The 14,657-nt window shown below is 71.3% G+C and carries 11 protein-coding genes; 5 read left to right on the top strand and 6 right to left on the bottom strand.

Annotated elements, in window-relative coordinates; genetic code table 11:
* Nucleotides 1-282 precede the first annotated feature (282 nt).
* The gene (gene sepH / locus ABH928_RS20405; RefSeq protein WP_370068458.1) at nucleotides 283-1,470 is read left to right on the top strand and encodes a septation protein SepH; all 1,188 of its coding nucleotides are present in this window, start codon (nucleotides 283-285) and stop codon (nucleotides 1,468-1,470) included.
* A 109-nt stretch (nucleotides 1,471-1,579) separates the two neighbouring features.
* On the opposite strand, the gene ABH928_RS20400 is transcribed toward sepH, so the two are convergent.
* A complete protein-coding gene (locus ABH928_RS20400) occupies nucleotides 1,580-2,452 on the bottom strand; it encodes a sulfurtransferase (RefSeq protein WP_370068456.1) in 873 nt (290 codons plus the stop codon).
* A gap of 110 nt (nucleotides 2,453-2,562) precedes the next feature.
* On the opposite strand from ABH928_RS20400, the gene ABH928_RS20395 reads away from it, so the two are divergent.
* The 3 genes from ABH928_RS20395 to ABH928_RS20385 all read left to right on the top strand — a co-directional run bounded on the left by ABH928_RS20395 (nucleotide 2,563) and on the right by ABH928_RS20385 (nucleotide 5,731).
* Entirely contained in the window at nucleotides 2,563-3,312 is a 750-nt protein-coding gene (locus ABH928_RS20395; protein ID WP_370068454.1) for a VOC family protein, read from the top strand.
* 201 nt (nucleotides 3,313-3,513) lie between these two features.
* Entirely contained in the window at nucleotides 3,514-4,602 is a 1,089-nt protein-coding gene (locus ABH928_RS20390) for a LacI family DNA-binding transcriptional regulator (RefSeq protein WP_370068452.1), read from the top strand.
* A 172-nt stretch (nucleotides 4,603-4,774) separates the two neighbouring features.
* On the top strand, nucleotides 4,775-5,731 hold the full coding sequence (locus ABH928_RS20385) for an alkaline phosphatase family protein (protein WP_370068450.1): 957 nt from the start codon (nucleotides 4,775-4,777) through the stop codon (nucleotides 5,729-5,731).
* A gap of 29 nt (nucleotides 5,732-5,760) precedes the next feature.
* Here the strand turns inward: ABH928_RS20385 and ABH928_RS20380 are convergent, their stop codons facing one another.
* The 5 genes from ABH928_RS20380 to ABH928_RS20360 form a co-directional block, all read right to left on the bottom strand.
* On the bottom strand, nucleotides 5,761-6,786 hold the full coding sequence (locus ABH928_RS20380) for a hydroxyacid dehydrogenase (protein WP_370068448.1): 1,026 nt from the start codon (nucleotides 6,784-6,786) through the stop codon (nucleotides 5,761-5,763).
* Between the two features lie 56 nt (nucleotides 6,787-6,842).
* Nucleotides 6,843-7,757, bottom strand: coding sequence for a carbohydrate ABC transporter permease (locus tag ABH928_RS20375; RefSeq protein ID WP_370068446.1), 915 nt, complete (start codon nucleotides 7,755-7,757; stop codon nucleotides 6,843-6,845).
* A complete protein-coding gene (locus tag ABH928_RS20370) occupies nucleotides 7,754-8,791 on the bottom strand; it encodes a carbohydrate ABC transporter permease (RefSeq protein ID WP_370068444.1) in 1,038 nt (345 codons plus the stop codon). Before ABH928_RS20370 ends, ABH928_RS20375 begins: the two co-directional genes overlap by 4 nt.
* A gap of 10 nt (nucleotides 8,792-8,801) precedes the next feature.
* Nucleotides 8,802-10,127, bottom strand: coding sequence for an ABC transporter substrate-binding protein (locus ABH928_RS20365; protein WP_370068442.1), 1,326 nt, complete (start codon nucleotides 10,125-10,127; stop codon nucleotides 8,802-8,804).
* Between the two features lie 195 nt (nucleotides 10,128-10,322).
* On the bottom strand, nucleotides 10,323-11,525 hold the full coding sequence (locus tag ABH928_RS20360; RefSeq protein WP_370068440.1) for a substrate-binding domain-containing protein: 1,203 nt from the start codon (nucleotides 11,523-11,525) through the stop codon (nucleotides 10,323-10,325).
* A 188-nt stretch (nucleotides 11,526-11,713) separates the two neighbouring features.
* Between ABH928_RS20360 and ABH928_RS20355 the strand changes: the two genes are divergently transcribed.
* The gene (locus tag ABH928_RS20355) at nucleotides 11,714-14,656 is read left to right on the top strand and encodes a glycoside hydrolase family 2 TIM barrel-domain containing protein (protein WP_370068438.1); all 2,943 of its coding nucleotides are present in this window, start codon (nucleotides 11,714-11,716) and stop codon (nucleotides 14,654-14,656) included.
* The last annotated feature ends 1 nt before the right edge of the window (nucleotide 14,657 follow it).

Here is a 14,657-nt window from a genome sequence, read left to right as displayed (position 1 = left end):
ATGCCACGAATGGAGTACCGTTCATGACGCCTGGCTGCGCGCGGTCGGGAACGCTCATCCCGGGGTGATCGCCACGCAAGGCGTGGCGACAGCATGGAAAGAGAACAGCACACAGGAACGACAACATCGGCTGCAGCAGTGACAACTCGTCACATGACGCAAAAGAAGTAACTGTGCCATAACGGTGAGTCGCGGATAGAGGCCGACACACCGGGTAACTCTGCAATGTTGTGGTCGGCCGGCCGTCGGCACGCCACACTCGTTACGGGAGCAGCGACGCAGGTGACGTCGGCAGGCACCACCCGGGAGGTAACCGTGCCCGAACTGCGTGTCGTAGCCGTCAGCAATGACGGCTCACGACTGGTGCTCAAGGCTGCCGATTCGACGGAATACTTTCTTCCGATTGACGAGCGGCTGCGCGCCGCCGTGCGTGGCGACCGCCCGCGGCTGGGCCAGATCGACGTCGAGAGCCACCTGCGTCCGCGCGACATCCAGGCGCGGATCCGCGCCGGTGCGACCGCCGAGGAGGTGGCGCAGCAGGCGGGCATCTCCGTCGAGCGGGTCCGCCGCTTCGAGGGCCCGGTCCTGGCCGAGCGCGCGTTCATGGCCGAGCGGGCCCGCAAGACCTCGGTCCGCCGTGCGGGCGAGAGCACCGGTCCGCAGCTGGGTGACGCCGTGGCCGAGCGCCTGCTGCTGCGCGGCGCCGACAAGGACAGCACCGGCTGGGATTCGTGGCGGCGCGACGACAGCACCTGGGAGATCGTTCTCAGCTTCGCCGCCGAGGGCGCCGCACGGCAGGCCCGTTGGACGTACGACCCGCCGCGCCGTCTGGTCCAGCCGCTCGACGACGAGGCCCGTGCACTGATCGGCGAGACGCCGGAGCGGGTGGAGGAGCCGACCTTCCCGTTCGTCCCGCGCATCGCCCGCCTGCCCGGAGCCGACCGCGGCATGGGCATGCGTCCGCACGCGCCCGAGCGCACGCCGGTCGAACGGGTGCCGGTTGAACGGGTGCCGGTTGAACGGGTGCCGGTTGAGCGAGTCCCGATCGAACGGAAGCCGATCGAACGCCCGACGGGTGAGCGGACGGCAGGTGACCGGACGGCAGAGCCGCCGGCCGCTTCTGCCGCTGCGTCCGCGTCGTCCCCCTCCGCCCTGGTGTCGCAGGTCGGACCGGTCACTCCGGTGGACTCGCTGACCAGCATTCTCGACGTGGCCACGCCCGGAGCGGTGTCCGACGAGTCGTCGGAATCGGTCCCGGTCGAGCCGGAGGCTCCGGCCGCGGCGGCGGTGGGCGCGGGCTCGGCCTACGCGGACATCCTGATGCCGCGCACCGCCAGCCCCCACCGCGACCGCCTGGTCGGTTCGACCGACCGTCAGGCGGAGGCCGACGGCGTCCGCCCGGGCCGCCGGGCCGCGGTACCGAGCTGGGACGAGATCGTCTTCGGCACCCGCCGCAAGAAGCAGGACTGACGAAGGCGGGACTGACGAACGAAAGCGTGAGGGCCTCGGGCGGACTGCCCGAGGCCCTTCGTCCGTTCCCCGCCGGATCGCCCAGCACGGTTCACTTAGCGCGGGTCGCTCAGCGCGGGTCGGGGCCCGTCGCGGCCGGGCGGGACGGGTCCCCGGACCACTCGCTCCACGAGCCCGGGTACAGCGTCGCCGGAACACCGGCCAGGTGCAGGGCGAGGATCTCGTGCGCCGCGGTCACGCCGGAGCCGCAGTAGACGGCGACCTCCGCGTCCGGCGTCGCGCCCAGGGCGGCGAAGCGCGCGGCCAGCGCGTTGGCCGGGAGGAAACTGCCGTTCGCGTCGACGTTGTCGCCGGTGGGTGCGGAGGTCGCGCCAGGGATGTGGCCGGCGCGCGGGTCGACCGGCTCCGTCTCGCCGCGGTAGCGCTCCCCCGCCCGTGCGTCGAGCAGCACGCCCGCCGGACGGTCCGCCCAGGTCGCCGCCCCGTCCGCGTCCACCGTCGGCAGGCTGCCCGGACGGACCGTGAAGTCGCCCTCCACGACCGGGGGTTCGGTCAGCGACACCGGAAGTCCGGCGTCCGCCCAGGCCTGGAGGCCGCCGTCGAGCACACGGACCGCGTCGTGACCTGCCCAGCGCAGCAGCCACCAGGCGCGGGCGGCGGACATCGACGTGGCGGCGTCGTAGACGACCACCTCGCGGTCGCCGCTCACGCCGGCGCGGCGCAGTGCCGCCTGCAGCACGGCCGGGTCGGGGAGGGGGTGCCGTCCGGCCCGGCCGGGCGCAGCGGCGAGATCGCGGTCCAGGTCCACGAAGTGGGCGCCGGGCAGGTGACCCTTGGCGTACTCCTCGGCGCCGGGCGGGCCGCCCAGGGCCCAACGGATGTCCAAGAGCACGGGCGGGCGATCGCCTGCGAGCAGTTCGGCGAGGTCCGCCGGAGCGATCAGCGATGTCGGCGCGGCATTCGATGACGACTGAGCATTCATAGCGGACATTCTCGTGCCTTGGACGGTTTCCGCAGCCGTGAGGTGGGAGCATCGGGAGAGTGAGTGACTCCGTGCGACATCCGCAGGGCACACCGTGCTGGGTAAGTCTGATGGCACACGATCTCCAGGGGGCGTGCGACTACTACCGCGCGCTGCTCGGTTGGGACTTCGGGCCCGGACCCGCCCGGCTCGGGCCGTACGTCCGCGCCTCCGTCGGCGGGCGGCTGGTCGCCGGAATCGGCGAGATCGCGGAGGAGGCCGGGTATCCGGTCGACTGGATCACCTACTTCGCCGTCGACAGCGCGGACCAGGTCGCCCAGCGGATCCGCGACTGCGGCGGCACGGTCGCGCTCGGACCGCTCGACTCCGGGGACGCCGGCCGCCTGGCTCTGGCCGCGGACCCGTGGGGTGCCACCTTCGGCATCTGGGAGGCGCACGCCCACGTCGGCTGGCAACTGCGCCGTGCCCACGGGTCAGTGGTGTGGAGCGAGTTGCTCGCTCCCTCGGTACTGGACGCCGCCGACTTCTACGCCAAGTCCTTCGGCATGGACTCGGTCGCGGACGGCGCGGCGGAGGTGGAGCGGGACGACGACGCGATCCTGTTGAAGCTCGACGGCCACCGGGTGGCGGGCATCCGCGAGGCCGGTCCGGAACAGCCGCATCCGCGCTGGCGGGTCTACTTCGCGGTGGACGACGTCGACCTCGCGGTGAAGTCCGCGGAGTCGCTGGGCGGCCGGCTCGTCGCCACCCCACGCGCCCGCCGCTACGGCGAGGTCGCCTACCTGCAGGACCCGCAGGGCGGCCCGTTCGCTCTGGTCCGGCTCGCGGACGCGGCGGCCTGGCCGAACAAGCCCGGCTGACCACGGCTGACCACGTCCGACCCCAGGACGGTGGCGGGATCCCGTCCAACTGTGCAGCGGCAAACCTGATCGAGTGACCGGATGATTGTTTTGCGAAAGCACCGGTACGGCGATTCGCTAGGCTTCCCCTGACGCGCTGCCAGTCCCGGTCCCAGGGATTCAGCCGCACCACCACCGCAGCCGCTCACTCTGGGGGAAACCGTGCGCCCTTCCGTCGACGAACGGCACGAGCAGATCCTGCTCCTGGTCCGGGAACACGGCTCGCTGCGGGTCACCGACCTCGCCGAGGCCCTCGGGGTGTCCGCGGTCACGGCGCGGCGGGACGTCGAGATCCTCGCCGAAGCCGGTCGGCTGCAGCGTGCGCACGGCTTCGTCACCTGGCCCGACCCGGCGGCCGAGCCGCGCTCCGGTCAACTGCTCGGCGCCGCCGCCCCGACCCGACGCGTGCTGCCGCCGGACACGGTGCTCGGCCTGCTGGTTCCGGCCGCCTCGTACTACTACGCCGAGGTCATCCGCGGGGCGAAGAGCGCCGCCGCTGCCGCCGGGGTCCGGCTGATCCTCGGGATCTCGGACTACCGGCCGGAACAGGACCGGGCGCAGATCGCCTCCATGCTGAACGCGGGCGTCGGCGGCCTGCTGCTCACGCCGACCTGGCCGAGCGGTGCGCCCAGCGCCGAGGAGGAGGACGCCGTGCTCGAACTCGGCGTCCCCACCGTGCTGTTGGAGCGCCGAGTGACGCCGGGTTCGCCGCTGGCCGCGCTGGACCGGGTCTGCACCGACCACGTCCACGGCGCGTGCGTCGCCGTCCGCCACCTGGCCTCGCTCGGCCGCCGCCGGATCGCCGTGCTGGCCCGACCCGGTACTCCGACCGCCGACTACATCGCTACCGGCTACCGCGTCGGCATGGACGCGCTCGGCCTGCGTCCGCCACGGACACCGGTCGCGGAGGACTTCACCGAGCGGCTGGAGGCCCTGGCGACCGCGATCGCCGAGGGCGAGATCGACGCCGCGCTCGTCCACACCGACTCGGACGCGCTGGTGCTGCTCCAGCAGCTGCAGTCGCACGGGCTGCGCGTGCCGGACGACCTGGCCATTGTCGCCTACGACGACGAGACCGCCGCCCTGGCCGACGTCCCGCTCAGCGCGATCGCCCCGCCGAAGCACGCCCTGGGCGCCACTGCGGTCGACCTGCTGCTCCAGCGCCTCACCGAGGGCCCGGACGAGCAACTCCCCCATCGCCACCTCGACCTGCTCCCCGCCCTCCACGTCCGCGCGTCCACGAGAGCCTGAGCTCTCGCCGGGCGAACCGACGGGTCCGCGGTGGCCGTGAGCCGACGCCTGGTCGACGGCGAAGAAGCAGACAGATGGAAAGCGCTTTCCGGAGTGCCTCCCTACCGCTAAGGTGACCGCACAACCAGCACAGTCAGCCGTCTCTCTTCACCGCCACGGGGAGCCCACCGCGATGCCGTTCCAACCCCAGCCCTCCCCGGAGCACGGCTCCGTGCCGCGTCGTCGCGTGCTCGTCGTGGGCATCGACGGCGTGCGGCTCGACCTGCTCGGGGAGGTGCCGACCCCGCACCTGGACTCCGTCGTGCGCGCGGGCTTTCTCTCCCCCGTGCGGATAGACGACGGCACGCCGACGATGTCCGGGCCGTGCTGGGCGACGGTGGCGACCGGCGTGCACGTCCTCAAGCACGCCGTGTGGAACAACGACTTCAGCGGCCACCGGCTCGCGGTCTACCCGGACTTCCTCACCCGGCTCAGTCGGGGCTTCGGCCGCCGCACCTACGTGGCCGCGGGCTGGGAGCCGCTGGTGCTTGCGCGCGGCGGCGGGCCGCTGTTCAACGGGCCGTCGCGGCTGAGCTTCGCCGCGCCGACCGCCGAGACCTGCGAGGACTGGGAGGACTGCGACGGGACCGTGGTGGCCGACGCCGTCCGGGTGCTGCGCGAGGAGGACCCGGAGGCCTCGTTCGTCTACCTCGGCGCGGTCGACGAGACCGCGCACCTGCGCGGCTGCGGTGAGGACTACCACGCCTCGATCCGGCGGGCCGACGAGCGACTCGGGCTGCTCCTCGACGCGGTCCGGTCCCGGCCCGGCCATGCCGAGGAGGCGTGGACGGTGATCGTGGTCACCGACCACGGCCACGTCGACGAGGGCGGGCACGGTGGTGACAGCGACCTGGAGCGCACGGCGTGGATCGCCTGCTGCGGGCCGGACTTCGCGCCGGGCGAGCAACTTCGCCCGCTGCGCCACGTGGACGTCGCACCCCAGGTCTTCGCCTCGCTGGGGATACTGGCGGACCGTCACTGGACGCTCGACGGGCGGGCGTTCACCGAATCCGGGATCGCACCGGAGGCGGCTGCCGTGCAGGCCAGGCGCCAACACACTCCGTACGTCCCGGTCGCCCAGCCCGTGTAGGTCCTTTCCCTGGCAGGCAGCGCGGGCGCCTACGCGGTGCGGTCGAGTTCCTCCCGCAGGACGGGGTGGGCGAAGGGCAACCCACGGCCGAGGCGGGCGATTTCGGCGATGGCCGAGTCCGCCATCCGATGGAGCTCGCCGCCGACCGAACCCGCGATGTGCGGGGTGAGCAGGACGTTCGGCAGGTCGTAGAGCGGCGAGTCGGCGGGCAGCGGCTCCGGATCGGTCACGTCGATCACCGCGTTGAGCCGCCCGGTGGACAGTTCGTCGACCAGCGCGTCGGCGTCCAGCAGCGCGCCGCGGGCAGTGTTGATCAACGTGGCGCCGTCGCGCATCAGGGCGAGGCGTGAGCGATCGATCAGGTGAAAGGTCTCCGGCAGGGACGGTGCGTGAATGCTCACCACGTCCGACTGCGCGCACAGCTCGTCCAGCGTCACCACCCGCACGCCCAGGGTGCGCGCCTCCTCCTCGCCCAGGTAGGGGTCGCTCACGATCACGTCCAGATCGAACGGTCGCAGTAGTTCGATCACCCGGCGACCGATTCGGGAGGCCCCGATCACGCCCACCGTGCGGCGGTAGTTGCCGATGTCGGCGTAGCGGTGGTGCCAGTCGTCCCAGACCCGCAGTCGGCGGAGGTCGTCCCGGGCCCGCAGCAGGGCCTTGTTGGACATCAGCACGGCAGCCACCGTGTACTCGGCGACCGGCAGGGCGTTGGCCCACGCCGCCGAGGAGACCACCACGCCGCGCTGCCAGCAGGCGTCGGAGACCAGGGTCTTGACCGATCCGGCAGCGTGCACGACGGCACGCAGCCGGGGTGCCGCGGCCAGCACCGCAGCGTCGACCGGCGGGCAGCCCCAGAAGGTGAGGAGCACCTCGGTGTCGGCCAGCACGGCCCGCGCCTCCTCGGTCGAGAAGTCGTGCAGCACGCCGTCCACCGGGACTACCTCGGCGACCTCGTGCAGTCGTCCCAGTTGTTCCGGTCCGAGGACGCGCGGCATCAGGCCCGGGTCCATGGCCAGCGCGGTACGCGGCCGGTGGAGTCGGGACACGGTCATTCGATCAGGCTCCTTTCGTCGGCGCCGGTGAGCACCGGTTCCTTCACGGAACCCGGCTACTTCACGGCGCCGGCGGTGAGTCCGGAGCGCCAGAAGCGCTGCAGGCAGACGAACAGGACGATGACGGGCAGCACCGCGATGACGGAGCCGCTGATCACCAGCGAGACCAGCGAGGGCGCGTCGCCCGCCACCGCGTTGTTCCAGATGTACAGGCCGAGGCTGACCGGGTAGAGGTTCTGGTCCGCCAGCATGACCAGGGCCAGGAAGAAGCCGTTCCAGATCGCCGAGAACTGGAAGAGCATGATGGTGGCGAAGCCGGACTTCATCATCGGCAGGCCGATCCAGCCGAAGATGCGCAACTCCCCCGCGCCGTCCACCCGGGCCGCCTCCACCACCTCGTCGGGCACGTAGCCCTGGGAGAAGACGCGGGCCAGGTAGACGCCGAAGGGGTTGACCAGGGAGGGGATCAGCACCGCCCAGACGGTGTTGACCACATGGACCTTGCTCGCCAACAGGTAGAGCGGCAGCACGGTGGCCGCACTCGGCACCAGCACGCCCAGCAGCACCAGCCCGAACAGCTTCTCCTTCCCCCGGAACTGGTACTTGTCGAACGCGTACCCAGCGGCGCAGCAGACCAGCGCACAGACGACGGAGCCGACACCCGCGTAGAAGAAGGAGTTGAGCAACCAGCGGAAGTAGATGCCGCCCTGAAGGTGCATCAACCCCGAGAGGTTCCCCATCAGATCGAAGTCGGAGAGGCTGAGGACGCGCCCGCTCATGATGCCGCTGGCGTTCTTGGCCGCGGCCATCAGCATCCAGACGGCGGGGAAGAAGGTGTAGACGCCGGCCAGCACCAGGGCCGTGTTGACCGCGGCCTTGGACATCCAGCGGGGTCTGGCCGGTCGCGTGGACGCGGTCGGCCGAGGTGCCGGGGTGGTAGCCCTGGAGTCGGAGTCGAGCGCGGTGGTCATGACTGCCTCCACGGGTTGGACAGGCGGGTGACCCCGAAGGAGAGCAGGCCGCAGATCACGGCCAACATGATCGAACCCGCCGAGGCGTAGCCGTAGTTGGAGTTCTTGAAGGCGGCCACGTAGGTGTAGAGGTTGGGCGTCCACTGGGAGCCGATGACGGCAGGGAACGCCTGGTTGAGTTGGAGCGGCTCCTGGAAGAGCTGGAGCACGCCGATCGAGGTGAACAGCCCGACCAGCCCCACGCTGGCGCGGATGCTGGGCAGTTTGATCGACCACGCGGTGCGCAGTTCTGACGCTCCGTCAATCAGCGAGGCTTCCAGCACCTCCTTCGGGATCGCCTGGAGCGCGGCGTAGAAGACCACCACGTTGTAGCCGAGCACCTCCCACAGCGCCACGTTGACCAGGGAGGGGACGGCGACCCAGGGCGAAGCGATGTCGAAGCTGATCCCGCCGCTCTGCAGCGCGCTCACCACCGGGCTGACACCCGGCGTGTAGAGGTAGAGCCAGACGATGGCGGCGATGATGCCGGGGACCACGTGCGGCAGGAAGAGGCTCAGCTGGAAGAAGCGCTTCGCCTTGGCCAGCGTCGAGTCGAGCAGCAGCGCCACGCCGAGCGAGCCGACCAGCATGACCGGGACGTAGATCACGGCGAAGAGCGCGACGTTGAGGAAGCCGTCGCGGTAGGCCGGATCCTTCAGCACGTCCAGGTAGTTGCTGAGCCCAGCGAAGATGTTCGTCGGCGGACCCCCGAAGCCGAGCCCGGAGACGTGCTGCTTGAAGAGGCTCAACCAGAGCGCGTAGACGATCGGTGCGAGCGTCGCGGCGGCGAAGAGCACGAAGAAGGGGGCGAGCAGCACGGTGGCAGCGCCGCGCGTGCGAGTTGCCCTGGTGCGGTCGGTCCGGGGGCGTTTCGTCCGGGCGCGGGATTCCCCGGTGCGCGAGGCCCGGCCGCGGGGTGCGGTGTCGGGGCCGACGCCCGAGCCGGAGTCCGGCTCGGGGCCCGGCCCGGAGGCCCGGTCGGAGAGAACGGCCATGTCGCGGTCCTCAGCCCTGGGCGTTCAGGCCGGCCGCCTTGATCTGCGACACCGTCTGGGACTGGGCGGACTGGAGCGCGGTGGTGATCGAACCGCCGGCACCCAGCTTGGCCCACTCGTCGGAGAAGTCGGACCAGGTGGAGAGCATCAGCGGGCCCCAGGTCCAGCCGCTCTTGACAGTGGTGGCGGCCTGCTTGCTGACGGCGTAGATGTCCTGGCCGCCGAAGAGGCTGCTGTCGAAGGCCTTCTGAGCCACGTCGGCCATGGCGGGGTCGGCGGGCAGGGAACTGGACGCGCCGCCCGCGACGCGAGTGGAGACGGCGTCGGCGTTGGTGGCCATCCAGGTGGCGAACTCGATCGCGGCTGCGGCGTGGGCGCTGTTCTTGCTGACCGCGTAGCTGGAGCCGCCGACGGTGCCTGCTGCCGGGGTGCCGTCCCAGGTCGGCAGCGGGACCTCGGCCCACTTGCCGTCCTGGCCGGACGTCATGGGCTTGAGGTAGGCCGCCTCGTAGGGGCCGTTGATCATGCCGATGATGCTTCCGTCGCCGATCCCGGCGGTGAGCGCCGGGCTGGCGCTGACCAGGTGGCTGACCTGGCCGCTGTCGAGCAGGCCCTGCCAGTAGGCGGCGACCTTCAGGGTGGCCGGGTCCTGGAAGTTGACCTTCCAGGTGTTGCCCGACGTGCCGAACCACTGACCACCGGCCTGCCAGGCGAGGGCAGCGAACATGCTCGGGTCGTCGATCGGGAAGTTGACCAGGCTGGCACCGGGGTCGGCCTGCTTCAACGCGGCGGCGTCGGTCTTGAACTGGTCCCAGGTGGACGGCACGGTCAGGTGGTACTTCTGGAACAGGTCCTTGCGGAAGTAGAACACCTCCGGCTCGATGTCGAACGGGACCGCCCAGGTCTTGCCGCCCAGGGTGGTCAGGTTCATCGCGTTGCCGAGGGCGGAGCGGGTGGAGCTGCCGACCAGCGAGCTGACGTCCTGGACCAGGCCCTGGCTGACGAAGTTGGGGAGCTGCGCGTACTCGACGTTGAACAGGTCCGGGCCGTTGCCCGCCTTGATCGCGGCCACGTCCTTGGCGTAGCCCGCCGGGCCGCCGCTGGTCTGGACGAAGGTGACGTGGACGTCCTTGTGGGTCGCGTTGAACTCCTGGGTGACCTTGTCGGCGTTCTTGGTCCAGGTCCAGAAGGTGATGTTGACGGGCTGTCCGGAGGAGGCGTTGGCGGAGCCACCGGCGCTGCCCCCGCTGCTGCCGCAGGCGGCGACGGTGACCAGGGTGAGCGCGGCACAGGCGGCGAGGGAGATGCGGCGACGGCGGTTCGAGCTGTGCGTCATTGCTGAGCTCCTGTCAGGAGACGCCCCGGTGGGTGGAGTCCGGGAGGGAGGGGTTCAGGCATCCGAGCGACGTTCGTGGGCCGTACGGCGGTGAGGCCGTGGGCGATGATGCGTCATCCTTGGCTTCGAGTCGCTCGTCGTCAAGAGCGAATCATCGAAAAACTTTCATTCGATCACTCGATCGTTATCTGATGGCTACCTGAGCGGAAGAGCGGACGCGGGCACCGTCGGTGCCGCCGCTGGCGCCACTGTCGGCGCCGCCGCCGTCCCGCCGCGTCCCACGGAGACGCCGCAGGAGCTGCGGACCCGCAGCGAGGGCAACAGGTCGAGATGGCTGTTCGGCCTGGGAGCCGCGGAGGCGGGCTCGGTACGAAGCCGGTCGAGCAGCAGCGCCACGGCCGTCGCGCCGAGACGGCGCTTGGGCGGGGCGACAGCGGTCAGCGGCACATCGGCCAGGGCCGCCACCTCGTCGTCGTAGGCGACCAGGGCCAGTTCGTCCGGCACCCGCAGGCCGTGCTGGTGCAGCGCCTGGAGCAGCCGGAGCGCATCCTCGTCGGTGTGGACCAGAGCAGCGTCGAGTCGGGCATGACGGATCGATTCGACCAGGTCGTGGAAGGGTGCACCGCCACTCCCCTTGGGGCCGGGCAGGTCGAGCGACAGCGGCTCCAGACCCAGGGCTGCGGTGGCGGAGAGGTAGCCCGCGCGCAGGTGGTGCGCGGTGGGCGTGTCGGTGCGGACCAGCAGGCCGATCCGGCGTCGGCCCAGCTCGGCGAGGTGCCGGACGGCCAGGCCTGCCCCCTCGGCGTGCGCGGTGCACACCCGGTCCAACTCGGCCAGACCGGTCCCGGGATCGGCACGCCGTTCCAACAGCACGGCGGGGACGCCGAGTTCGAGGATGCGACGTTCCTCCGCCACCCCGGGACGGCCCGACGCCCAGCTGGGTGTGAGCAGCAGTCCTGCCGCTCCGCTCTCGACCAGGGCGGCGAGTTGGACCCGGTCGGCCTCCGGCGAGTAGTGCGAGATCCCCAGCACCAGCCGAACTCCCGCCCGGGCAGCCGCCTCGCGGGCACCACGGACGACCTCGGCGTAGTAGTAGTCGGCGACCGGCACCAACATGCCGATGACCTGCGGGTTCCCCACAACTCCGGGTTCGGCTGCCGGTCCGGCGGCGGATCCCGGAGTGGAGCCGACCGCGACCGCCGCCGGAGCGGGACGGGGACGGCTGACCCGGCCGTGGGCGCGCTGGAGCAGGCCCGCGACGGACATGGCCTCCACGTCACGGCGGGCGGTGGCGACGGAGACGCCGAGCGCGACGGCGAGTTCGCCCACGCGCAGGCTGGTCCGCACACTGAGCAGGTCGAGTATCTGCCGGTGCCGGGCCTCGGCGGTGGCGCGCATGTACTTCCCCTCGCGTCGCATGACGACTCACGGAACGACGGACATGATCGGCACGACCGGAAGCACCCCGTACGTTCTGAGCGAGCAGAGCGAATCCGCACCGATCTTTCGTTTCGCGATCATACGATCATTCAGTCTTGACGCAAGGGGTCGCTCTTCCTAGATTCGGGACAAACACCGTGCGACCCGTGACCCGCGACCCCAGGAGCGCCGTGTCCTTCGCCTACGTCGTCGACCCCGCACCGGGAGTCGGCGCCCGTCCACCCCGCACCACCGCCGACTCCGACGCCCCCTCGCTCTCCCTCAACGGCCTCTGGGAGTTCCGGCTGGACCAGGGCCCGTGGACCGGACTCCCCGTCCCGGCGCACTGGCAGCTGCACGGCCACGGCTCCCCCGCCTACACCAATGTCAGCTACCCGTTCCCGATCGAGCCGCCGTTCGTCCCGGACGACAACCCGACGGGCGAGTACCGCCGCACTTTCGAGCTACCCGCGGACTGGCCGGTCACCGCCGACGCCGAACCTGTGACGCGCAGCCTGCTCCGCTTCGACGGCGTGGACTCGTGCTTCGCCGTCAGCCTCAACGGCACGCCGCTGGGCCACGCCAAGGGCAGTCGACTGGCCCACGAGTTCGAGGTGGGGGCGTTGCTGCGTCCCGGCACCAACACGGTCGAGGTCCTGGTCCACCAGTGGTCCAGCGGCAGTTACCTCGAGGACCAGGACATGTGGTGGCTCTCCGGGATCTTCCGGGACGTCACCCTGCTGGCCCGTCCCGAGCCCGCACTGGACGACTTCTTCGTCCACGCCGACTGGAACCACGTCACTGGTTCCGGCACCCTCGCGATCGAGACGGCCGGGACCGGCGTCCGGCTCAGCGTGCCCGAACTCGGCCTGCACGACGTCGATCCGGCCGGACCACACCTGATCGAACGGGTCGAGGCGTGGTCGGCCGAGTCGCCGCGCCGCTACGACGCCGTGCTGCGGACCGACCGCGAGACGGTCCGGCTGCGGGTCGGCTTTCGTTCGATCGCCGTGGTGGACGGCGTGCTCCTGGTGAACGGAGCGCCGATCACGCTGCGCGGCGTCAACCGGCACGAGTGGCACCCGGAGCAGGGCCGTGCCCTGGACCGCGCCACCATGCTGCAGGACGTGCTGCTGATGAAGCGGCACCACATCAACGCCGTCCGCACCAGCCACTACCCGCCGCATTCCGCCTTCCTGGAACTGTGCGACGAGTACGGCCTCTGGGTCGTCGACGAGTGCGACCTGGAGACGCACGGCTTCGAGCAGGTCGGCTGGCGGCGCAACCCCAGCGACGACCCGCGCTGGGCGGAGGCGATGCTGGACCGGATGCGGCGGACGGTCGAGCGGGACAAGAACCACCCCTCGGTGCTGTTCTGGTCGTTGGGCAACGAGGCCGGGACCGGCCGGAACCTGGCCGCGATGGCGCAGTGGTGCCGCTCCCGGGACCCCGAGCGCCCGATCCACTACGAGGGCGACCGGGACAGCGGCTACGTCGACGTCTACTCGCGGATGTACGCCAACCACGCCGAGGTCGACGCCATCGGCCGCCGCGAGGAGCCGCCGACCGACGACCCCGCGCTCGACGCCCACCGCCGTGCCGTGCCGTTCGTGCTCTGCGAGTACGCGCACGCGATGGGCAACGGCCCCGGCGGCCTGAGCGAGTACCAGCGGCTGATCGACACGTACCCGCGCGTCGCGGGCGGTTTCGTCTGGGAGTGGATCGATCACGGGATCGCGCGGACGACCGCTGACGGCCGCCGCTGGTACGCCTACGGCGGTGACTTCGGCGAGCCGCTGCACGACGGCAACTTCATCGCCGACGGGCTGGTCTTCCCCGACCGCACTCCCTCCCCCGGGCTGATCGAGTTCGCCAAGGTGATCACGCCGATCAGGTTCGATCTGGATCTGACGCTCAACGCGATCTCGGTGACCAATCGCTACGACTTCCGATCGCTCGATCACCTGGCCTTCGCCTGGTCCGTCGCACGCGACGGTCACCAGGTCGCGAGCGGGACGCTCGACTTTCCCGAAACGGTGGCGGGCGACACGTCGACCCTCGTGATCGAGGACCTGCTCTCCTCGGTCGGCGAGGTCGGCGAGGATGGCGAGGACAACCAGGACGCAGCCGAGCTGTGGCTGACCGTCACGGCGCGGCTGGCGCAGGACCAGCCGTGGGCCGAGGCGGGCCACGAGATGGCCTGGGCGCAGTTCCCGCTGGACGCCGAGGGGTTCACCTCGCGGGCCGCCGCGTCCACGCCCGCCGCCGCGACCTCGGCCTCCGCGTCCTCTGCGTCTTCGTCGGCCTCCTCCCCGTGGCCCGCCGGGCTGCGCGATGCCGTCACCGCCGCCCGCCTGCACGTCTGGCGTGCGCCCACCGACAACGACCGTGGCGGCGGCACGCGTTCACTCGCCAACCGGTGGGCGCAGGCGGGCCTGCACCGGATGCGGCACCGGACGATCGACGACTCCACCGAGTCCGGCGTCCGTACCGTCCGCACCCGGGCCGCTGCGGCCGCGTCCGACCTGGGCCTGCTGGCCACCTACCGCTGGCGCGAGACGGACGGTGGCCTGCGCCTGGACCTCGCTGTCGAACCCGACGGCGAACCGGCCCACTGGGGCGACCTGACGCTGCCTCGGCTCGGCCTCCACCTCGCGCTGCCCGCTTCGCTGACGCAGGTCGCGTGGTTCGGCCTCGGGCCTGGCGAGTCCTACCGCGACAGCCGCGCGGCAGTTCGGATCGGTCGCTGGTCGCTGTCGGTGCCGGAGCTGCAGACCCCCTACGTCCGCCCGCAGGAGAACGGCAACCGCTCCGCCGCCCGCTGGGCGGAGTTGACCGGCTCCGACGGCCACGGGCTGCGCGTCGAAGGCCTGCCGACCTTCGACTTCGCCGCCCGCCCCTGGAGCGACGCGGCGTTGGCCGCCGCACCCCACCCGCACGAACTCACCCCGGACGGCATCCTCCACCTGCACCTCGACCTCGCCCACGACGGCCTCGGCACCGCCTCCTGCGGCCCCGGCGCGCTGCCGGAGCACCGACTCCGGCCCAGCAAGGCGGAGTTCAGCCTGCTGTTCCGCCCTGTGGTCGTGACGGCTACGCCACAGGAGTGAG

This window comes from Streptacidiphilus sp. MAP5-3, from assembly GCF_041262505.1.
Lineage (GTDB): Bacteria > Actinomycetota > Actinomycetes > Streptomycetales > Streptomycetaceae > Streptacidiphilus.
The sequence above is the reverse complement of the archived record's forward strand: the minus strand, read 5'-3'. Positions and strand labels throughout refer to the sequence as shown.